Annotated in this window: 18 protein-coding genes; 10 read left to right on the top strand and 8 right to left on the bottom strand. The window is 41.4% G+C overall.

Going from position 1 to position 19,941, the window contains the following annotated elements:
- Window positions 1-214 precede the first annotated feature (214 nt).
- The 4 genes from mnmE to AAG747_RS18800 form a co-directional block, all read right to left on the bottom strand.
- Window positions 215-1,597, bottom strand: a complete 1,383-nt coding sequence (mnmE, locus tag AAG747_RS18815; protein WP_346822854.1) for a tRNA uridine-5-carboxymethylaminomethyl(34) synthesis GTPase MnmE — start codon at window positions 1,595-1,597, stop codon at window positions 215-217.
- A 64-nt stretch (window positions 1,598-1,661) separates the two neighbouring features.
- Window positions 1,662-2,771 (bottom strand): lysylphosphatidylglycerol synthase transmembrane domain-containing protein, encoded by a 1,110-nt coding sequence (locus AAG747_RS18810; protein ID WP_346822763.1) that lies wholly within the window; start codon window positions 2,769-2,771, stop codon window positions 1,662-1,664.
- Window positions 2,772-3,061: 290 nt separating this feature from the next.
- Complete coding sequence (locus AAG747_RS18805; protein WP_346822762.1) at window positions 3,062-3,850, bottom strand: YdcF family protein; 789 nt, start codon at window positions 3,848-3,850, stop codon at window positions 3,062-3,064.
- A 24-nt stretch (window positions 3,851-3,874) separates the two neighbouring features.
- Complete coding sequence (locus AAG747_RS18800) at window positions 3,875-4,369, bottom strand: SixA phosphatase family protein (RefSeq protein ID WP_346822761.1); 495 nt, start codon at window positions 4,367-4,369, stop codon at window positions 3,875-3,877.
- Between the two features lie 290 nt (window positions 4,370-4,659).
- On the opposite strand from AAG747_RS18800, the gene AAG747_RS18795 reads away from it, so the two are divergent.
- The 3 genes from AAG747_RS18795 (at window position 4,660) to porU2 (ending at window position 11,408) form a co-directional block, all read left to right on the top strand.
- On the top strand, window positions 4,660-5,088 hold the full coding sequence (locus AAG747_RS18795; RefSeq protein WP_346822760.1) for a YybH family protein: 429 nt from the start codon (window positions 4,660-4,662) through the stop codon (window positions 5,086-5,088).
- 155 nt (window positions 5,089-5,243) lie between these two features.
- Window positions 5,244-6,335: a putative type IX sorting system protein PorV2 gene (locus AAG747_RS18790; RefSeq protein WP_346822759.1), complete on the top strand. Its 1,092-nt coding sequence runs from the start codon at window positions 5,244-5,246 to the stop codon at window positions 6,333-6,335.
- A gap of 12 nt (window positions 6,336-6,347) precedes the next feature.
- Window positions 6,348-11,408 (top strand): putative type IX secretion system sortase PorU2, encoded by a 5,061-nt coding sequence (porU2, locus tag AAG747_RS18785; RefSeq protein WP_346822758.1) that lies wholly within the window; start codon window positions 6,348-6,350, stop codon window positions 11,406-11,408.
- 125 nt (window positions 11,409-11,533) lie between these two features.
- Here the strand turns inward: porU2 and AAG747_RS18780 are convergent, their stop codons facing one another.
- Window positions 11,534-12,091 carry a DUF2911 domain-containing protein gene (locus tag AAG747_RS18780; RefSeq protein ID WP_346822757.1) on the bottom strand — a complete coding sequence of 186 codons (558 nt, stop codon included), beginning with the start codon at window positions 12,089-12,091 and terminating at the stop codon, window positions 11,534-11,536.
- A gap of 113 nt (window positions 12,092-12,204) precedes the next feature.
- Between AAG747_RS18780 and AAG747_RS18775 the strand changes: the two genes are divergently transcribed.
- Window positions 12,205-13,731 (top strand): hypothetical protein, encoded by a 1,527-nt coding sequence (locus AAG747_RS18775; RefSeq protein ID WP_346822756.1) that lies wholly within the window; start codon window positions 12,205-12,207, stop codon window positions 13,729-13,731.
- A gap of 70 nt (window positions 13,732-13,801) precedes the next feature.
- Here the strand turns inward: AAG747_RS18775 and AAG747_RS18770 are convergent, their stop codons facing one another.
- Both AAG747_RS18770 and AAG747_RS18765 read right to left on the bottom strand, forming a co-directional pair.
- Window positions 13,802-14,299, bottom strand: a complete 498-nt coding sequence (locus AAG747_RS18770; RefSeq protein ID WP_346822755.1) for a MarR family winged helix-turn-helix transcriptional regulator — start codon at window positions 14,297-14,299, stop codon at window positions 13,802-13,804.
- Window positions 14,274-14,414 (bottom strand): hypothetical protein, encoded by a 141-nt coding sequence (locus AAG747_RS18765; protein WP_346822754.1) that lies wholly within the window; start codon window positions 14,412-14,414, stop codon window positions 14,274-14,276. The genes AAG747_RS18770 and AAG747_RS18765 overlap by 26 nt, the downstream gene beginning before the upstream one ends.
- A gap of 325 nt (window positions 14,415-14,739) precedes the next feature.
- Here AAG747_RS18765 and AAG747_RS18760 point away from each other — a divergent pair, with 325 nt between their 5' ends.
- The 5 genes from AAG747_RS18760 to AAG747_RS18740 all read left to right on the top strand — a co-directional run bounded on the left by AAG747_RS18760 (window position 14,740) and on the right by AAG747_RS18740 (window position 18,504).
- On the top strand, window positions 14,740-16,092 hold the full coding sequence (locus AAG747_RS18760; protein WP_346822753.1) for an FAD-dependent oxidoreductase: 1,353 nt from the start codon (window positions 14,740-14,742) through the stop codon (window positions 16,090-16,092).
- Window positions 16,093-16,224: 132 nt separating this feature from the next.
- A complete protein-coding gene (locus AAG747_RS18755) occupies window positions 16,225-16,590 on the top strand; it encodes a cupin domain-containing protein (RefSeq protein ID WP_346822752.1) in 366 nt (121 codons plus the stop codon).
- Between the two features lie 51 nt (window positions 16,591-16,641).
- Complete coding sequence (locus AAG747_RS18750) at window positions 16,642-17,049, top strand: hypothetical protein (RefSeq protein WP_346822751.1); 408 nt, start codon at window positions 16,642-16,644, stop codon at window positions 17,047-17,049.
- Between the two features lie 330 nt (window positions 17,050-17,379).
- Window positions 17,380-17,571: a cold-shock protein gene (locus AAG747_RS18745; RefSeq protein WP_346822750.1), complete on the top strand. Its 192-nt coding sequence runs from the start codon at window positions 17,380-17,382 to the stop codon at window positions 17,569-17,571.
- Between the two features lie 474 nt (window positions 17,572-18,045).
- A complete protein-coding gene (locus AAG747_RS18740; protein ID WP_346822749.1) occupies window positions 18,046-18,504 on the top strand; it encodes a cold-shock protein in 459 nt (152 codons plus the stop codon).
- Window positions 18,505-18,819: 315 nt separating this feature from the next.
- On the opposite strand, the gene AAG747_RS18735 is transcribed toward AAG747_RS18740, so the two are convergent.
- Window positions 18,820-19,341 (bottom strand): transposase, encoded by a 522-nt coding sequence (locus tag AAG747_RS18735; RefSeq protein ID WP_346822748.1) that lies wholly within the window; start codon window positions 19,339-19,341, stop codon window positions 18,820-18,822.
- Between the two features lie 124 nt (window positions 19,342-19,465).
- Between AAG747_RS18735 and AAG747_RS18730 the strand changes: the two genes are divergently transcribed.
- A complete protein-coding gene (locus AAG747_RS18730; protein WP_346822747.1) occupies window positions 19,466-19,807 on the top strand; it encodes a MarR family winged helix-turn-helix transcriptional regulator in 342 nt (113 codons plus the stop codon).
- The last annotated feature ends 134 nt before the right edge of the window (window positions 19,808-19,941 follow it).

Here is a 19,941-nt window from a genome sequence, read left to right as displayed (position 1 = left end):
TGATGGGGGGAGATAATGTATCAGTACGTATCAGTATGTAACATAATCTCCCCCTGTTATTGAAAATTTGTTGCTAACAACAAGATTTGTTCCTTGCAGCAACGAATCAGTAACAAAAGATACGAAAAAACAGGCAAATCAGTAACAAATAAGAGAAAGAAAAACAGCTTAAAAGCCACTAAAAAAAGGGTTTAGCTAACAAAAGGAAAAGTAACTACTTTCCGATACAAAACTTGGAAAATATATTCGCCAATAAATCGTCTGTAGTGATTTCTCCGGTGATTTCTCCCAGGTGGTGCAGGGCATTGCGGATGTCCAGGGCCAGAAAATCTCCGGTCACACCTTCGTCTATGGCACTGAGCACATCGCTCAAAGCGGTTTGGGTATTGACCAGGCTTTCGTAATGGCGCACGTTGGTGACGATGGTGTTGCCGGTTTTGAAAGAATCCAGATTGACGATTTCTAACAATTTGGCTTTCAAAGGCTCCATATGGTTCAGGCTTGAAGCCGAAATCGGTAAGATATACGGATGGTTTTTTAAGTATTCCGGCAAGGCTCCCTCCGAAAACAAATCCACTTTATTAGCCACAGCTATATAAGGTATTTCAAGCTTTTCCAGTTGCGTAATTTGCTCTTGAAGCTCCTCTTCAGAGGTCTGATTGATATCAAACAGATAGATGATCAGAGAAGCTTTTTTCATTTTTTCATAGGTCCGCTGCACTCCGATCGCCTCTACCCTATCCTCCGTTTCCCGTAGCCCGGCCGTATCGATAAAGCGAAAGCCGATGCCTTCAATGATCAGTTCGTCTTCGATGAAATCGCGGGTAGTCCCGGGAATATCCGAAACGATGGCTTTTTCTTCATTGAGCAAGGTATTCAACAAGGTCGACTTTCCGGCGTTGGGCTTTCCGGCAATCACAGTGGGAACTCCGTTTTTGATCACATTCCCCACTTCGAAGGAAGCGATCAGTTTTTCAATGATAAGACTCAATTCATTGATTAGTGTTTGAAGAGCAGAGCGGTCGGCAAATTCCACATCTTCTTCACTAAAGTCCAATTCTAATTCGATCATGGAAGCGAAGTGAATCAGCTTTTCCCGCAATTCGGCTATCTGTCGAGAAAAACCACCCCGCATCTGGTTCATGGCTGCCTGATGGGCCGCTTCCGAATCGGCTGCAATCAAATCCGCTACCGCTTCTGCCTGAGCCAAGTCAAACTTACCATTGAGAAAAGCCCGCTTGGTAAACTCTCCGGCTTTGGCATAACGAACCCCCTGTTTTAAAAACAACTTCACCAGTTGTTGGATGATAAATCCTGAACCATGACAGGAAATTTCCACTACATTTTCTCCCGTATAAGAATTCGGTCCTTTAAACAGGGATACCAATACTTCATCAATGATTTCGCCCTCATCCCGGATAGTTCCGAAGTGAATGGTATGAGAGGCCTGTTGGGTCAAGTCTTTTCCGGTAAACACATTGTTGGTGAGTGTAATTGCTTCCGGACCGGACACTCGCAAAACGGCAATCGCTCCTTTTCCCGGTGCAGTAGCCAAAGCTATGATGGTATCGGTATTTTCTAATAGTTGATTCAAGATATATCGCTTATTACAGAAGGCCTAAAGGCTACTTCTAATTATTCAAACTAAGTGTATGGCAAAATTAATCCTTCAATACATTTTCGGACTCATCTGCCGTTTGGGTTTCTTTTTTCAAATCTTTATAAAAAACCCGTTGAATCCAACGAGGAATGGTAATGGCCCCTACTCCCAAATAGGCATAATAGGTGAAAAGACGCCAGAAAAGGGCAACAGCCAAAGCCAAACCGCTATATTCGAAAAACTCACCGAAAAACAACTCAAAGGTATATTCGGCTGTACCGGTGCTTCCCGGAGTAGGAGATATCAGCATGATCACCCACATAATGATTTGGCGGCTGAAGATCAACAAGTGATCCCAAACATCGACTCCGGAAAAAGCGGCTATCAGGCAGTTGAGCATAAAGTAGCGGGCACTCCAGATGAAAATGGTGGAAAGCCCCGCTTTCACCCAATAGTCCCAACGCTCCCCTTTGAGCACTGCCGAGGCGGTAATCACATCGTCACCACTTTGTGCGGCCAGACTTCTGAACCTGCGCAAAAACCGGTTATTAGTCGCTTTGATCAAGACCCATTTGAAGGCCCGGGGCTGAAAAAACAATCCGAAGGACATCAAAAAGGTATATACCGCCACCAAAGACACACTCAGTATAAAGATGCTTTTCAAGGGCAGGTCAAAACGCAAGGCGGTCATCTCCTTGAGGTTCGGAAAAATATCAAAAGGCAACGCCAGTAGCACAAATAACGAGGCAAATACAAAGAACAGGTTGTCCAGCACGGCCGTAAGCATTACATAGGCCAAAGACCTTCCAAAAGAAATATTCTCTTGGTTCATAATGATGACTGCAATGGCTGTTCCGCCCACTACCGAGGGCGTGACTGCAGAGGCAAACTCCCACAAGAGAATGACATACACGCTGGATACCCAGGAAAGGTTTTTATCTGTCAGGTGCCGGATACGGTAAATATAACCTAAGTCCCGGGCAAATAACACGACTAAAGCAAACAAAAACCAATAGATATTGGCTTTCTGGAAATGAACTTTTACTTCTTGAAAGTCAATTCCATCTCCACTGAAAATCATAAACATCACCACTACGACTCCTATCAGGATAGGGATGAGGATTTTCTTAGGGTTAAGAGACTGAATGATTTTTTTATTCTTATGATCCATCAAAATCTGTTTTTCCGGGGGCTATTTATTGGCTACAAAAGTAGGTAATATCTATCATCCAAAAAACTGAAAAGATACACAGAATTTTTACCGGAGTAAATCATCATCTGCAATTCACAAATCCTTAAAGTTTACCATCTGTAAATGAATACATTACTATATTTCGTGTACACTTGTTTTAAGATTCGTCTAAATCTTTTTCAAATTCCACATAGATACAATTTGCCAAGAAAAGTATTTTTTTCCTGCTTCGTTGGTTTTGCTTCTTATGCAACATCACAGGGCTTTGATTAAATCCGGCCCAACAATTTATATATTCCATACCCCATAATTTCACGACAAAGAATCGAAAAAGTCTGAAAAGCACCCGCTTCCGGAATGAGTGACATAAAGGGGTCAACAGGTCGCTCTTCGGGATAGTCAGGATCAGAGGTGTAAAACCCGGCACTAAAAGGCAGCACTTCCATTCCTGCTTGTTCAAAGCAAGCAATGGACCTGCGCATATGAAAGCCTGAGGTGATTATTATGGAAGGGCCTGTTTCCGGATATTGCCGATCCAGCAATGCTTTTGTCTTAACGGCACTTTCATACGTATTCCGCGACTCGCTTTCCAATACGATATCCTTTTCAGGAATCCCCCAGTCTATTAAGAAATGCTTGATCGAAGCCGCCTCATCCAGTTGTTTACCGAAAACAGGTTTGTACCCGCCTGTAATCAATAGTTTTTTCACAATTCCCTTCCGGTACAACAATGCAGCATGCAACACCCGGTCCGCATTTCTCCGAAAGTGCAAGCGGTCACCGGGACCTTTATAATTATTGGTAACCCCTGTGAGAATCAAGCCAAAATCATACGGCCCTTCAAGAGAAGAAATAGGAGTGGGAGGAACTTCCCAGACCAACATCATCCGGTTGACCAAGGGTGCATTTCCACCCAAAATCAAAACGAGCAACGACAAGCCTATAAATAATTTTCTCCGGAATGCTTTTTTGGTGAACAAAGCCAAGAGCAAAAAAATAATAGCCCAGGAAAATGGTAACAAGACAAAATCCAGGGTCTTGGATAGAAAGTACAACATAGTTGGTTGATCTTATTGAATTGCTTATAAATACCTTTTAGGAAAATCAAAAATAACTTGTTCGCCCTTTTTAGGCTCTATATGCCCCCATGAGTTTACGTTCAACTGAATACAGGAAAGTCCCGTTGTCGGGAGGTTGTCTATGTATTGGTTGGATAGAGCATTAGACATCAAGGTTAATTCCGGGTTATGCCCTACAAGCATAATAGACTCCCATTCATCATCTTGCCCTTGCAATAATCGGATTAAGCTGGTGGCACTGGTGGCATACAATTGTTTGTCAAAATGGATTTCTGACTCCGGGTAGCCCATTTCACGGGCTACGGTTTTGGCCGTTTTTTTTGCCCGTTTTGCCGGCGAAGCTAAAATCAAATCCGGCAGGATTCCCTGTTCTTTAAATTTTTTCCCCATAAAGGGTGCATCATGCTTCCCCCGCTTGTTTAAGGGACGGTCAAAATCGTCCAGATTGAGGTCCTTCCAACTGGACTTTGCGTGTCTCAATAGATAAAGTATTTTCATTTGCTCTTTATGAAAATTACAATTCATATGTTTGTACAACAAAATTTGTAAAAATCCGGGCATTTCTGTCAAAATACACATGCTTTTTTTCTAGAAATTGTCTGGGAATTTCATTAATTTAATTTTTTACAAAGGGTATGAAAGCCAAAATAAGCCGGATATGCGATAACCCCCTACCTGCAACCAATCTCCCGATGACAGGTAGTTCCCTCTCCATAAAAACAAGCATTCATCATTTTGGCAAGGCTTTATACAATTCAAAAACAGTTAATCACCCAAACATCACAGTTATGAAAAAATACTACCTGCTCTTTATCACCTTGTTGTCAGTTGCTTTTTCAAGTTTTGGTCAAAACAAAGATGTGGCTATGATTGCCTCCGAATTGGATCGTCAGACACAAGCCTGGAACGAGGGAAACCTTGAGAGCTTTATGGAAGGCTATTGGCATTCGGAGCAATTAAAGTTTATCGGAAAGAATGGAGTCACGATGGGCTGGAATAATATACTGGAGCGGTATAAAAAAGCTTATCCGGACCAAAAGGCAATGGGGGAATTGAAATTTGATATTTTACATCAAGAATATGTAGGTAAAAAGGCTATTTTTATGATTGGAAAATACCACTTAAGCCTTGAAGGGGGAAACAAGGAGGGGTACTTTTCAGTTATCTGGAAAAAAATTAAAGGCAAATGGCTAATTGTTGCCGACCATTCCAGTTAATATTATAAGGGAGCCTTAGAATGGCCTCCTAAAATCATATTTGAGTAGCCATAGATCTTTGCTTTTTTCAACATCCTAAGGACATAAGCATTTCAAATACTTGTGTCTACTATTTTTTAAACCGATAATCGTATTTTTTTAATTAGAAAATTTCAATGAAACACCCCTGGTTTTTCTTGTTGCTTTTGCTTCTTCCTACTTGGGCCTGGAGTCAGAATACGCCCAAATACAGCAATGAATTTTTGGCAATAGGTGTAGGAGCTAGAGCATTGGCCATGGCCAATGCCCAGGTGGCCATAACAGAGGATGCTACTGCCGGCTATTGGAACCCCGCAGGCTTACTCCATATCCAAGACGACTATGCCTTTTCCTTAATGCACGCCTCTTATTTTGCCGGAATGGCCAATTACGATTACGGAGGTTTTGCCCTAAAAATTGATTCCTTAAGCCGTTTGGGAGCCTCTATCATCCGTTTCGGCGTGGACGATATCCCCGATACCCGCTTTTTGTTTGATGCGGACGGAAACTTGAATTATAACAACATTCGCTCCTTTTCAGCAGCCGATTATGCTTTTATCCTTTCCTATGCCCGCTTGTTCCCCAACTTAAAAAACTTACAACTTGGGGCTAACTTCAAAGTCATTCATCGCTCTGTGGGCATCTTTGCTAATGCATGGGGCATTGGATTAGACGTAGGAGCACAATGGCAGCATAAAAACTGGCGCTTGGGACTGGTAGGCAGGGATATTACCGGTACGTACAATGCCTGGTATTTCAACCCGGAAACCTTTTACGATGTATTCAACCAAACGGGTAATACCATTCCCGATAATTCTGTGGAAATCACCTTGCCCCGTATGATTCTGGACGGGGCATATTACTGGGACTTCCTTAAGCAAAAAGGCCAAAAACCTATTGCAGGAGTGATGATTACGGCCGGGGCTGACATTACGTTTGATGGCAAACGAAATACACTGGCTCACTCAGATTTTGCCTCGATCGATCCACATGCCGGAATGGAATTGAACTATAAGAAAACGGTCTTTATCCGGGGGGGAATCGGCCAATTTCAAAAAATTAAGGACTTTAACGGAAGTACATCCACTTCTTTTCAACCCAACTTTGGACTGGGATTACAAATCAAAGCGTTCACCATTGATTATGCCTTAACTGACATCGGAGATCAAGCCGAAGGTCTCTACTCTCATGTATTCTCAGTGCAGTATTCATTTAGCAAAAAACAATAGAATAATCCAGTTATGACGGTTCGCTCTCTTATCAGGCCTTTGCTTTTATCACTAGCTTTTATAATTCCTTTAAAAGGATTTTGTCAAATATTTGGTAATGAATGGATTGATTTCAACAAAGAGTATTTTAAAATCAATGTCAAAAATGATGGAATTTACCGGGTCACTTATTCCCAACTACAGAATGCGGGATTCCCAGTGGAAAGCATTGACCCCAGACAATTGCAATTATTTTTCAGAGGAGAAGAGTTAGCTATTGCTGTAAAAGGAGAAGAAGACGGGCAATTCAACAGTGCGGATTACCTGGAATTTTATGGTTTGAAAAACGATGGTACGCTTGATGCCTTTATGTACAATGACCCGGCAAACCATACCAATCCTTACATTAACTATTACAGTAATACAACGGCTTATTTTCTCACTTTTACTTTGGATGGTTCCTTTGGCAAAAGGATACCTTCCCTTGGCACTGACAACCCCGGCTTAAGCCCGGAAGGGTACCATTTGGAAGAAACACTTATGCATTTCAATAACACCTTTTCTCAAGGCCGAATTTACCCTACCTATTTTAAGTCTATTGGAAACGGAGCGTTCTTATCCGATTTCACGGAGCCCAAAGGCTATACTGACAAGGTCTATGGTGGGACCAATAAAGTCAATTATACCCTAGCAGTCTCCAACTTAACTACGGCCGGCCCCAAACCTGTCTTGCGATTACGACTGGCCGGATGGTCCAACACCCCACATGATATTGATATCCTTGTAGGTCCGAATACGAGTAGTCAAAGAGTATTGACCAAACTGACATTCGAGAATTATGAGATGAAAGAATACACTGCCCAATTGGAGTTTTCCGATTTGGCTTCAAATCAGGTGGTGCTAAGCTATCAGATTAACCAGACGACTTCTGACAACGAGCGGGTAGCTATGGCCTCCGTACAACTTACCTATCCGCAACAATTCAATGCAAACAACCAAACATTCAAAACTTTTCGGCTTCGCAATAACCCGTCCGGTAACTCAAGGGTTGTGATCAACAATGTTCGAAACAACTCTACCCTTTATGATATCAGCGATTATTCCAATATAAAAATAATCAATAGCAACTTTGCCGGTAGCACCTTAACGGCCACAATTCCCGGTACGGCATCTTCAAGACAACTTTTACTCAATGCTTCCAGGCGTTCGGCAAACAGCATAGAAGCGGTGGACTTTAATCCCATCCCAACACACAACGATTATATTATTATCACCCATAAAGATCTGATGAAACCTGCCAACGGACATGATGATGTAATAGAGGCCTATGCGGAATACCGGAGGGCTCCGGAAGGAGGTAACCATAAAGTACTGATTGCAGAAGTAACGGATTTGTACAACCAGTTTAGCTATGGCGAAACCACCCCTCTCGCTTTCCGGAGATTTGCCGACTACTTGCTCAACCAAGGTAACCCCGAATACTTATTATTAATCGGTAAGGGCTTAGACTTGACCCTTCAATATGAAAACAGCAGACCGGAGAGCGAATCCTGGCCTTTTCGCAGTTTAGTTCCTTGTTACGGAAAGCCTTGTTCTGACAATGCCATTACCGCAGGACTGAACGGAACCCTTCATGATCCCGCCTTGGCCACAGGCCGGCTTTCTGTCAACCAACCGGAACAAGTAATTGATTACTTGAACAAAGTGATTGAATTTGAAAATGCTCCATTCGATAATCTACGGAGAAAACATCTTTTACATATCAGTGGGGGGAGAACAACTGCCGAACACAGAAAAATGCGGGCATTTGTAGATGCTTTAAAAGGGATAGCGGAGGCTGAATTTGTCGGGGGGCAAGTAAAAACCGTTTCTAAAACGACCTCGGAAGCGGTTGAATTCATCGATGTATCCGATGACATAAACCAAGGACTATTGATGGTTACCTTTTTCGGGCACTCCAGTACAACAGCCACCGATATCGATATTGGAAAAGCCAGTGATGAATTATTGGGATATAAGAACAAGGGCAAATACCCCATGTTTTTGATTAACGGATGTAATGCCGGGGATATCTATGCAAAGAATGTCTCGCTGGGAGAAGATTGGACCCTCACTCCGGAAAAAGGCGCCATCTTATTCTCCGCCCATAGCGACCTAGGCCTGGATGGATCTTTGTTTTCCTATAGCAGCAAAATTTATAGTACCTTATTAGCAGATGACGTATATCTGAATTATCCCGTCGGAAAAGCTTTTCAGGAAACCATCAAACGGTATATAGCGTTAAATCCTGGCAATCAATTATTCTGGGCAAACGCACAACAATTTGTATTGCAAGGCGACCCGGCTATCCGGCTTTTCGCAGCAACGCAACCGGACTACCAAATTGATGATGAGAGTTTGTTCATCCAGCCCTTTAACCCGGAAGAGGCCATTACAGTCCAAACAGATTCTTTTCAAATCGGCATTGTCACTTCCAATTTCGGCAAAGTTTCCCACAACCCTATGGACATTACGGTCAGGCGCATTTATGAAAACGGCACGGTAAAAGAGTATGCCCCCTTAATCGTACAACCTCCTTACTATCAGGACACCTTGTACTTTACGGTTCCCCGCTCCGCTGAAGATGCCATCATTGGCCATGGGACCAATACGTTTGAAGTGATTCTGGATAATAATGCCTCTATTGAAGAACTGAACGAAAACAATAATACAGGTCAAATACAACTGACACTACCGAGAGGAGCCATGAACCTCATCACTCCTCAAGAGTTCAGCATTGTCAGTACTCAACCCGTTAATTTATTTGCTCAAAACACCGATCCCTATTCCGAAGAGAGGTATTATACATTTCAATTGGATACCACCGATTCATTCAACAGCCCGGCTTTTCAGGAAACGGAAGTTTTAGCCAGTATCACACCTCAATGGGCTACCCATTTGTTATCGGATAATGATACAGACTCACTGGTATACTATGCCAGGGTCAGGTACCGGGATTTGGGTCCGGAAGACGATACCACCTGGGCTTCTACGTCTTTCATCTATATCAAAGACAGTCCTTCGGGCTGGTCGCAAAGCCATTTCCCTCAATTCAAAAAAGATGAGGTAAACCGGATCAGACGCCATGAACAAAGCAGGACATGGGCATTTATCCGGGATAAGATCGAAATCTTCGCCAAGACAACCGGAGGAGCACATGACAGCCCGCACACCTATTCACTGGATGTTAACGGAGTCCGGGTGATCGACCATGGGGAATGTAGCGAAGGCCGGCTCTTAATCATTCCCTTTGACAAAGACAACGGCATCATTTACAACTACCCATTTAACTGGTACAATACACCTTTAACCTGTGGTAGTGCCGTCCCCGGAAACCCTAACAATCACCGGGCTGCTACCTGGCAAGAGGAAAATATGCTTAACTCCGGTTGGCGTACTTTGCGCTCCATCTTCCGGAAAATCGAACAGGATGATTATGTACTTGTGATGACGATTGGAGATTTTCAAATGGAAACGCTAAAGAGTTGGAACTGGGAAGAATTGGTCAAAATCGGTATCGACACCGACCAACTACAAGCGAAAGTTAAAAATGGAGAGCCTTATATTGCCTTTGGCAAAATGGGAGCCCCGGCAAATTCGGCTACGGAGATTTTTGCCCAACCGGAAAACGTCAGTGGTACCCCTCCGAACGAACAGGTCATTACGGGAGATTTTGAAATAGTACTCGACAACCGGCAAGGCACCATCAGCTCGACCATCATTGGGCCGGCCCAGGCCTGGGGACATAGTTGGGCTAAATTCCACGACAAAGATTCGGAGCAAGACCTGGTAAAGGTAGACCTTTACGGAATTAACCTGAACGGTACTGAGACCCTTTTGCAAGAAGCCGTGAATCTGACGCACGAAGACCTCAGTAACATCAATGCCTCCGAATACCCTTACTTAAGATTAATGGCCGATATAGAAGACCTCACACAACAAACGCCCATGCAGTTGAAGGATTGGAAAGTCTTCTACGAACCCATGCCTGAAGGAATGCTTTTCTTTGCCGGAAAAGCCCCCGAGCAAGACCCTTTACCCTCTTTTCAAGAAGGTGACAGTATCCGGTACAAATTTAGTTTTGTCAACGTGTCGGAAGTAGATTTTGAAAAATCCCTGATCGTAAAATACAGCCTTCAAAATCTTGAAACCAACAAACAAGAGGTATTGTACGATACATTGGGTACATTAAAAGCCAACCAGTCCCTGGCATTTGAGAGCGCTATACCAAGCATAGGTTTCGGAGGCAAAAATGAATTAAACGTCCAGGTCAACCCTCGCCTTCAGCCTGAGCAGATTTATGAAAATAATGTATTAAAGGTAAACTACAAGGTATCTATAGACAACACCAACCCTATTCTGGATGTACTTTTTGACGGTAGGCATATCTTGGATGGCGAAATCGTCTCTCCATCTCCGTTGATCAGTATTACTCTTAAAGATGAAAACAAACACCTGATCCGAAAGGATACTACGGGTATGGAATTGTATATGAAAACCTGTGATGATTGTGAGTTTCAACGGATTTATTTTGCCACCCCTCAAGTCACATGGTTGGGTTCGGAAAACAATTCTTTTCAAGTAGATTATCAACCTGAACGGCTCGAAGACGGCATTTATACCTTGATGGTACAAGCCAGCGATATTTCGGGAAACAAGTCCGGTTTAAAACCTTATCAAACCCGTTTTGAAGTCATCAACGAGTCGAAAATCACTCATTTTTACCCCTACCCTAACCCCTTTTCGGACAAGGTCCGGTTTGTGTTCACCCTTACGGGAAATATTATTCCGGATCAAATTAAAATCCAAATCCTAACAGTATCCGGTCGGGTGGTCAGAGAAATTACCCAGGATGAATTAGGCCCAATCAAAATCGGACATAACATCTCAGAGTATGCTTGGGACGGCCGGGATGAATTTGGCGGGCAATTGGCAAATGGGCCGTACTTTTACCGGGTCATCACCCGTGCCAACGGCAATTCCATTGAACACCGGGAAACTTCGGCAGACCATATGTTTAAGAAAGGCTTTGGCAAATTGTACTTGTTAAGATAAAAGCTCCTTAATAAAAGAAGCCGATGAAAACATTTATTTTCATCGGCTTCTTTTATCTCTTCAGGCAAAACATTATTGCGAATTCGAAAACAAATGCCCTAAAGAGGAGCATTTCTTCCCTTCAATTATTTATTGATCGGTATTTCCACCATAGTATCGTCCCAGGCCATCAGCATTTTTCCTTTAGGGCCTTTTCCTTCAAACATAATAGTAAAAGCTTCTACCGCTGAAGGTGTCTTTTGGGTTTTCACTTCGATACGAGTTACATCCATGGCTTGATCATACGAATAGGCTCCCCATACATTCGTGTCTTTGCTCAGGATTACCGTCCAATGATCCGCAGTAGGAATTACATACAAGGTATAGGTACCTGCCTTGATATCTTTTCCACCCAATTTCACATCTTCAAAGAAAATCACTTCTGTCGCTTCATTCGCCCCGGCTCTCCATACTTTGTCATAAGCTTCCAAACCGCCGAATACCTTCCGCCCTTTTTTCTGAGGCCGGGAATACATAACCCTCATCACAGGTTTGACATCCTTTTTATAGCCTGAACTTTGGGGGAAATAAGCAAGATCCAAAGGGCTTTTATCCAAGCCTGTAAATTTTTGAGCAATACTGTTTGTGCTAGTCAGTCCCACAATTGCACAAATAAGCGCAACAAATGTCAATTTGAGTTTCATACTGTTGATTTTACTTTTCCTTTTTATTTTTGACGAAAGTTAGGTTTTAAAATTAAATATTCGAAAAGCTTTAGGCATTTTTAACATCTCTTAAACACTTACTCAATAGAGACATGAAAACTCCTCATCACGGCTGGCGCTGGTTGAGCAACAGAGGTGTCCATTCCTCTCAATCGCTTTCTTTGCAAAGGCAATTAAAACTCAGTAATCATATTTGCCTCAGTGTTTTTTTAACACTTCTGGTCATCAGTATTGCTTTATGGGTTTCGGGCTTAGGCAATTATGCCTGGCCTTCCATCGCTTTTATGTTTCTATGTACCGGAGCCCTTGCACTTAACCACCTAGGATCAACTATTTTAAACCGGTCATTCACCAGTATCTTATTACCGGGTTTTGTCTTTTTAATGACCATAGCAGTTTCCACTCCTGTCAATACCTATTTTTTCTTGCCCGGAATCGTATTGCATATACAATTAATCATTGTTAGTAGTATACTGCTTCCCCTCACTTTATTTTCCGGCAAAGAGCGTCTTTGGCCATGGCTTACTACCTTGTTGATTATGGTTGCTGCATTGTTTATCAAAGAAGCCATTCAATGGAACGACTCCAATATTTGGCTACCTCCTAACCATCTAGTAGAATGGAGTAGTATGCTCATCATTGCCGGTATAATTATCTCTTTGGCTTTTTACGTCCAAAAAAGCTTTCGCCAAGAGCTTGCTTCTCAAAAAGCGCAACTGGATCAAACGCAAGCAATATTGGAAAATCAATTACGGGAGAACGCTCAAAAAGAAAGTTTCTTAACAGCTTCCTCTCAGGAGGCCGACATCTTAAAAGATGAAATACTAAAACTAAAAACGGCCTTAAAAGAGAAGACTGAATTGTCTCCCGAACAACTGATGGCAGATGCCATCACCTCTACGCTTCCTGTCCCTGTCAAAGATATCCAACAAGATTTAACCTTACTGGAAGACAACCTGCAAGCGATTGCCGGCATCTACAAACTCTTGGAAGAGATAGACGAACAGCTTCCCATCACACAATATGCACAAGAGCAACAAGTGGATTTCAAATTACTGGAAACCAAAGCACTGACAGAAGGAATAAATGAAAAATGCCTGCAACTGAGAAAAAGCATTCATTTTTTACAAAAACAAGCTGCTTTATCCAAGGTCGAAAAAACGAATCGCAGTTACCCGGATTTAATTGACAGTGTATTACAGGAGTGTGGACCTCCGGAAAAGGTGCGGATCATTAAGGATTATGAAGAGATAGAAGAATTTGCTTGTTTGCCTCAGTTTGAAATTGCCTTGTACAACCTCTTTCGTTTTGCCTTGGAACGAATTGAAGATAAGGGGAAATTATACCTCCATTTGCAAATGGCTGAGGCTGACCCTGCCGAAGCGCCTACTACCGAACTAACCCTTCGCATAAACGGCAAACACCTGGAAGCAGGCGAACTGGAAGCATTGATCAACCCTTATACCGCCTTACTACAAAAAGATAAAGGTTTGGTAGTATGTTACAGTGTAGTACAACAACATCAAGGAAAATTAACGTTCGGCAGCCCATCAGAAGGAGTCCTGGAAATCTTTTTGCGTCTTCCTTTTCAACACTGTGTACTTTCTCCAATGCTCTAAACCCGTTTTGCATCAACCACCCGAGCCCAGTAATTATATACAAATGGGCCCGGGTGAGTAGAACATTTGCCTACTCTTCATGTTGCTCCTCTTTCTTCCCAATAGGTTCTTCAATGGTCAATAAAGGAGAAGCATCTATTTCTTCAATATGCAAGGCCTCAATAATTATTTCAAGCGCCTCCTTGATCATTTCTTTCTTTCCTTGGGGCAATTTATCAATTTTAGCAGAAAGTTGATCGTGCAAAATATTAGGCGTATCCTCAAGCAATTTAAAGCCCTTGGAGGTCAAGGCAATGTACGTAATCCGTTTATCTCCCATTTTAGGCAAACGCGCAACCAACCCCCTATTTTCCAAGCGATTGATAATCCCCGTCACCGTACTCGAGTTCAAACTGAGCAATTGCATCAACTCACTATGAGTCGATTGATAATTTTCGCATTGGGTCAAGTGCCCCAAACACAATAATTGCGGAATGCTAATTCCAAAATCCTTTTGAATACGTTTTGACTCCAAATTAATCGAGCGGACAATTTTTCGTATTTTAATGAGAATTTCTATTGAGTCCATCTTTCTCTACATCGTAATATGAAACTTCGTTTATATTGGGCGGTTGATAGCGTTTAAAGCGCTTCATTTCCCCGTAATTTCCAAAAATAGACAAGCCCCGGAAAATACTTCTCATCTTTTTTTCACTTTGCACTGTTTCTTTTAACACACTGAGGTGGTTGACACGAATAGTTTTTGACCGAACATAGAATCAAAACCGGCTCATCAAGGCACTTTTTGAAAAGAATAGCCAAAGCTATTGTTGAAAAAAGGCACACAGAGAAGGCCTGTTTGAAACATTTTTCAGGAAAAAGAAAAAGGTTAATTCACTTCACTTACAGCTTTGTACTCATTGACTTTTATTTCTCAAGAGAAAAGAAGCGGTTCGCAAAATATTAATTTGAGGGTTTTACATATTCCATGTATTTTCTTATCTTCCTGAAAAACACCCGAAAAGCACTATGGAAAATCTCACCGGTCATCATTTTGTCGCAATTATCGGAGGAGCCGTTTCCGGCTCGGAAGCTGCACATCAATTAGCCAAACGAGGCTTCAGAGTAGTCGTTTTTGATCAAAATTTACTTCCCTATGGTAAAATTGAAGATGGGTTGCCCAAATGGCATGTCAAGCTCAGAGACAAAGAGGAAAGGGCGATTGACAGCAAATTAAGCCAAGAGCATATTCGCTATGTACCCGGGGTAAAGTTGGGCAGAGATATTTTTTTCGATGACTTGGTAAACAACTGGGGCTTTTCAGCCATCTTACTGGCCACCGGAGCGTGGAAAGACCGCCCTTTGCCCGTTCCTGGTATTGATCAATACGTTAACAAAGGCTTAGTTTACCAAAACCCCTTTATTTATTGGTTCAATCACTTTCATGAACCCGATTACCAAGGACCCTATTACCCCATTCGTGATAATGCTATTGTGATTGGCGGAGGCTTGGCTTCCTTGGATGTGGTAAAAGTTCTGATGATCGAAACCGTACACCAAGCACTGGAAGACCGGGGAATTCAAACCGACATGTTTACCCTGGAAAAAAGCATCAAAAAAGTTCTGGACGACCATCACCTCACCTTGAAAGACCTTGGCCTGACAGGCTGCACTCTGTACTATCGTAGAAGAGCCATAGACATGCCCTTGTCTCCCATCGCCAAAGATACACCGGAAGCCGAAGCCAAAGCTCAAAAGGTTGCTCAAAAAATCATGGAAAACTTTCAAAATAAATACTTGTTTCATTTTGAACCCTGTGCCATGCCTGTTGACAAACTTGTGGAACAAGAGCAGTTAAAAGGGATGGTTTTTCAGAAAACAGAAATCCAAGATGGAAAAGTAGTCGCGGTACCTGGCAGTGAGTTTACAGCCCGTTCCCCCTTGGTAATATCTTCCATAGGCAGCATCCCTGAAAAGATAGAGGGCATTCCTTTTGACGGGCCTTTGTTCCGGTTTACTGATCCTAAAAGCTGCCAAGTGGAAGGCTATGAGCATGTATTTGCCTTAGGGAATGCCGTCACCGGCCGAGGCAATATCAAAGAATCGTTGGAGCATGGAAAGGAAGTTTCCCTGGAGGTGATGGATCATTTTTTTGATTGGCAGGAAAATGATTACGAAAAATGGTTACGCACCACAGAAAGCACCATTGAAAAGAAAATCAGTAGCATTGCAGAGCAAATTCAACAAAAGAAATTTATGCCGGACGAAGTGATTCAAAGCATTCTGGACAGAACAGAAGCATTGCAACGAAAAGTCGGTTACGATGGGGAATATGACGATTGGATCGATAAATTACTCCCTGACCGCCTGGAAAACATATAAAAATTAAAAGTACATCATCCTCTGAACCGATAATTTCAGGGGATTTTTTCATGCTAATCTTGTTTGAAGATAAAATTCAATTCACCGGCTATATTTGATAAGCCTAAACGATTGTCAAAAATAAATTCAACGATGAAAATTGAAAAAGTAACACTTGAAGATAAACTTTCCGGTTTTTCAGACTACTGGAACCCAAAGGTTGTAGGTGAATTGAATGGGCAACATGTCAAGTTGGTAAAACTGTACGGAACATTTGTATGGCACAAACATGACAAAGAGGATGAAATGTTCTATGTACTCAAAGGGAAGCTCCGTATGGAGTTTCGTGACAAAACCGTTGAAGTACATGAACATGAATTCATCATTGTCCCCAAAGGAGTAGAACACCGCCCCGTTGCAGAACAAGAAGTATCGGTCATGTTATTTGAACCCATCTCTACGGTAAATACAGGAAACAATCCCGGAAAATTCACAAAAGAGAACCTGGAGAAAATATAAACCTGCCTTTAATAAGCAAATCCTTTAAAGCATCCATCAACTACTTTACCAATGAATATATTCATTTTTGGAAATGGGAATATCCGTTTTTCTGACTTTTTGGAATTTTATGAAAAACCGTTGAGGAAATATAGTACTCAAGCGCATGTTTCTTTTTCAGTCTGCGATTTTAGAGGAGTGGACATTTTGATAATGGAGTTACTGAAATCTGTTACGCAAAATGTTACCCTTTACCATATTGGGGAGCGACCGAGGTATCTTCCAGATCAATATAAAACCACAGTGGGTCAGTGGCAACTTTGCGGAGGCTTTGCAGATGACCGGCAAAGAGACCTGACTGCCATTGAAAATTGTACGCATTTCCTTGCAAGGGATTTTAACTCTTCAAGCCAAAGAAAAAGCGGAACACTCTCCAATATCGAATTATGTGAAAAACTCGATAAGGTAAGAATTACATGAGCTGTACATATATCAAAGGCATATTTTGTCAAATATCCTTGATGAAAATACAATTAAACAGGTATTAAATTATAGAATTATGGGAAGTAACGGAAGACAATTCAAAACTAACCTCAAACCTGAAAACTCTACTAATGCCAGCAAATTCACTACAAAAAATCACTTTTTGTAGTTTTTTCTCATTTTAACAAAAAAATACAAATCACTCAATATCAGATAGTTAACAAATTAAGTGAAGAAAAAAATAAAATTTAAGCGCTAAAAATTGTCAGATAAAATGATATAACAATACCTTTGCCTCATTATATCATTATTATTTAATTTTCATCAATGAATAAAGGCACAGTAAAGTTCTTCAATGAATCAAAAGGGTTTGGGTTCATTATCGAAGAAGGTACAAACAAAGAATATTTTGTACACGTTTCAGGATTAATCGACAGCATTCAAGAAGGTGATGTTGTTGAGTTTGATTTACAAGAAGGTAGAAAAGGATTAAATGCCGTTAATGTTAAGGTAGTTTAATTGCTTCTACATTCCGTGAATTTCAATAAGAAAGCCTGTCATGCATGACAGGCTTTCTTATTGTCAAATTGTTTTACATGGGAGCATTCCCTGTTTAGAGCATGTCTAAATTTCGTTGTGGGAGAGGCTCCTTCGAGAGCCCGCTTCTTTGGTGGTTAAATTCTCAGTTGAGGGCTCTCAAAATACTGCACTGAGGCCCCTGAAATGGGAGTTTTTGAGCCAAAGGATGAAATTTAAACATACTCTTAAAAGAGTGAGCAAAAGCAACATATGCCATAGGCCAAGAAGAATTTAATTCAAACATGCTTTAGCCCACTTATAAAAAAAAGCTTATCTTTAAAGTATTCGGTGAATCATTGTATTGAGAATGCGGACCTCAACTATTTCGACTTTCGGAAATTAAGAACGTGGAGATCGTGTTACATAGATTCAATATTCGTCAAAATGTTTATTTAATCAATTAAAAATTAATTTATGGGTAGATCACAAGAAACATTTCACAAAAAAGAAGTAAGAAACAAAAAAGAAAAAAAGAAGCGAGAAAAAGAGGCCAAAAGGTTAGCCAAAAAGGAAAGGGAGAAATCGAGCAATCTGGATGACATGATTGCCTATGTAGATGAGTTTGGCATGATTACCTCCACTCCCCCTGACCCCAACCAGAAGCAGGAAGTCAAAAAAGAGAATATCGAAATTAGCATACCTAAACAAGATTCTGCTGAAGCCCCTGACCCTGTAAGAAAGGGAACTGTAACATTTTTTAACGAGTCGAAAGGTTTTGGGTTTATCAAGGATTCAGAAACAAAAGAAAGCGTTTTTGTGCATGTAAAAAATGTCCTGGATGAAGACGAATTGAGGGAAAATGATGTAGTGAGTTTTGAAGTAGAGATGGGTGAGAAAGGTCCTATTGCAACCCAAGTAAGGCTGGTTCGATAATGTAAGCAACCTTATCCATCCAAATCCCCACGATGGACAACTCAATTGAATGAACATAGGGGCTTATCTTACCATGGTTTGTTTCTCAGTAAGATAACCCCTTATTTATTGCCTTATATTGATCCCTCCTGCCTTCCGGTACTATTTTCTACGGCTCCTTATTGGTGCTTTCTTATTGATTGAGAACTTTTTCCTTTTGGGGGACATCAAGTGATCATTCGTTGGTTGATAAGCCGACTTGGATTTAACCACCGCATTGTTGGGTTCTTCCATAGACCGGGTACAAGCTACATTGTAGCATGATTGTATCTATATTCACTGTTGAGTTGATTGAAGTGAAAACACAGGAATGAACAAAAGATTGACGATGAAAAACAGGCCGACTCTCAGATAATTGAGATGCCTCCATTGAGCCGCTTTTACTACCAATTCCGGATCGATGGCATTGCTAAAAGGTAGGTGTTGAAATTCAATAATGGTTGGGACAAAATAAGCCAACGTCCAAACACGAATGGCCACATGTACGACAAACAATATTAACAAAGGCAACCTTCTCGCTCTGATCTTCCAGTTAAAAACAAGCGCCAGAAGAAAGATCACCTCATGACACGAATGCACGACAATCCAAAAAACTTTAAAATCCAAACCATAGGGAGCTTGAAAAAAGACCAAGGATGCCGGAGGAGCTGCTGTCCAGGCAGGTGTCATGATGACCGTTTCCCACAGCTGAGCACCATTCATTATAAAATACGTTGAGAGACATATAAACAGCCAAAGATCAGCCCTGCTAAGGCTTAAATGCATTTCAACATTCCTGTTTACTGCTATTTTTTCCATGGTTTTGAAGTGTCTTTAAGTGATTGAATGTTTACTTTCAGTGAAAGTATATTCGTACAAAATAGTTTTTACAAAAGGCTTGTCCTCATTCTCAAATGTACCCTCTACCCTATTATCTCTTCGATTGAAGCATCACTTCACACATTACTTTAAAATGACAGCCGGAGAGCTTGCTATTTTAACCGGCTTGACCACCGGAGCCATTACCGGTGTGATCGATCGTCTTGAAAAGCGAGGATTTGTAAACAGAGAAAAAGACCCAAAAGACAGACGAAAAGTACTGATTGTTCCGGATCAGGAAAAATCTTTCCAGGTGTTTGGTCCAATGTTTACCCGCCTGCAAGAAAAATTAACTGAAGTCTACCAGCAATTTTCGGAAGATGACTTGCAAATTATCGCAAGCTATTTTGACAAAACCAATAAGGCCATTCATGAGTTGGCTAAGGAATTAAAAAATCAACCTTAATTCCCCCCTCTTCCAAAGATAATGCATAAATCATATTTAAATTTTCAGACAGACTTGTCTGGATAAAAAATTCTCAATACCTTTGCTCACAAGTTGATCAACCTAATTCAATATCACCCTTATTTCTTAGTAAG

The sequence above is a fragment of the Rapidithrix thailandica genome (genome assembly GCF_039710355.1).
Classification (GTDB): Bacteria; Bacteroidota; Bacteroidia; order Cytophagales; family Flammeovirgaceae; genus Rapidithrix; species Rapidithrix thailandica.
The sequence above is the reverse complement of the archived record's forward strand: the minus strand, read 5'-3'. Positions and strand labels throughout refer to the sequence as shown.

Excerpts from the sequence above, each read along its gene's own strand:
- AAG747_RS18810 (WP_346822763.1), bottom strand. The coding sequence starts at position 2,771 with ATGGATCATAAGAATAAAAAAATCATTCAGTCTCTTAACCCTAAGAAA.
- AAG747_RS18805 (WP_346822762.1), bottom strand. The coding sequence starts at position 3,850 with ATGTTGTACTTTCTATCCAAGACCCTGGATTTTGTCTTGTTACCATTT.
- AAG747_RS18800 (WP_346822761.1), bottom strand. The coding sequence starts at position 4,369 with ATGAAAATACTTTATCTATTGAGACACGCAAAGTCCAGTTGGAAGGAC.
- AAG747_RS18795 (WP_346822760.1), top strand. The coding sequence starts at position 4,660 with ATGAAAAAATACTACCTGCTCTTTATCACCTTGTTGTCAGTTGCTTTT.
- AAG747_RS18790 (WP_346822759.1), top strand. The coding sequence starts at position 5,244 with ATGAAACACCCCTGGTTTTTCTTGTTGCTTTTGCTTCTTCCTACTTGG.
- porU2 (WP_346822758.1), top strand. The coding sequence starts at position 6,348 with ATGACGGTTCGCTCTCTTATCAGGCCTTTGCTTTTATCACTAGCTTTT.
- AAG747_RS18780 (WP_346822757.1), bottom strand. The coding sequence starts at position 12,091 with ATGAAACTCAAATTGACATTTGTTGCGCTTATTTGTGCAATTGTGGGA.
- AAG747_RS18775 (WP_346822756.1), top strand. The coding sequence starts at position 12,205 with ATGAAAACTCCTCATCACGGCTGGCGCTGGTTGAGCAACAGAGGTGTC.
- AAG747_RS18770 (WP_346822755.1), bottom strand. The coding sequence starts at position 14,299 with ATGGACTCAATAGAAATTCTCATTAAAATACGAAAAATTGTCCGCTCG.
- AAG747_RS18765 (WP_346822754.1), bottom strand. The coding sequence starts at position 14,414 with ATGAGAAGTATTTTCCGGGGCTTGTCTATTTTTGGAAATTACGGGGAA.
- AAG747_RS18760 (WP_346822753.1), top strand. The coding sequence starts at position 14,740 with ATGGAAAATCTCACCGGTCATCATTTTGTCGCAATTATCGGAGGAGCC.
- AAG747_RS18755 (WP_346822752.1), top strand. The coding sequence starts at position 16,225 with ATGAAAATTGAAAAAGTAACACTTGAAGATAAACTTTCCGGTTTTTCA.
- AAG747_RS18750 (WP_346822751.1), top strand. The coding sequence starts at position 16,642 with ATGAATATATTCATTTTTGGAAATGGGAATATCCGTTTTTCTGACTTT.
- AAG747_RS18745 (WP_346822750.1), top strand. The coding sequence starts at position 17,380 with ATGAATAAAGGCACAGTAAAGTTCTTCAATGAATCAAAAGGGTTTGGG.
- AAG747_RS18740 (WP_346822749.1), top strand. The coding sequence starts at position 18,046 with ATGGGTAGATCACAAGAAACATTTCACAAAAAAGAAGTAAGAAACAAA.
- AAG747_RS18735 (WP_346822748.1), bottom strand. The coding sequence starts at position 19,341 with ATGGAAAAAATAGCAGTAAACAGGAATGTTGAAATGCATTTAAGCCTT.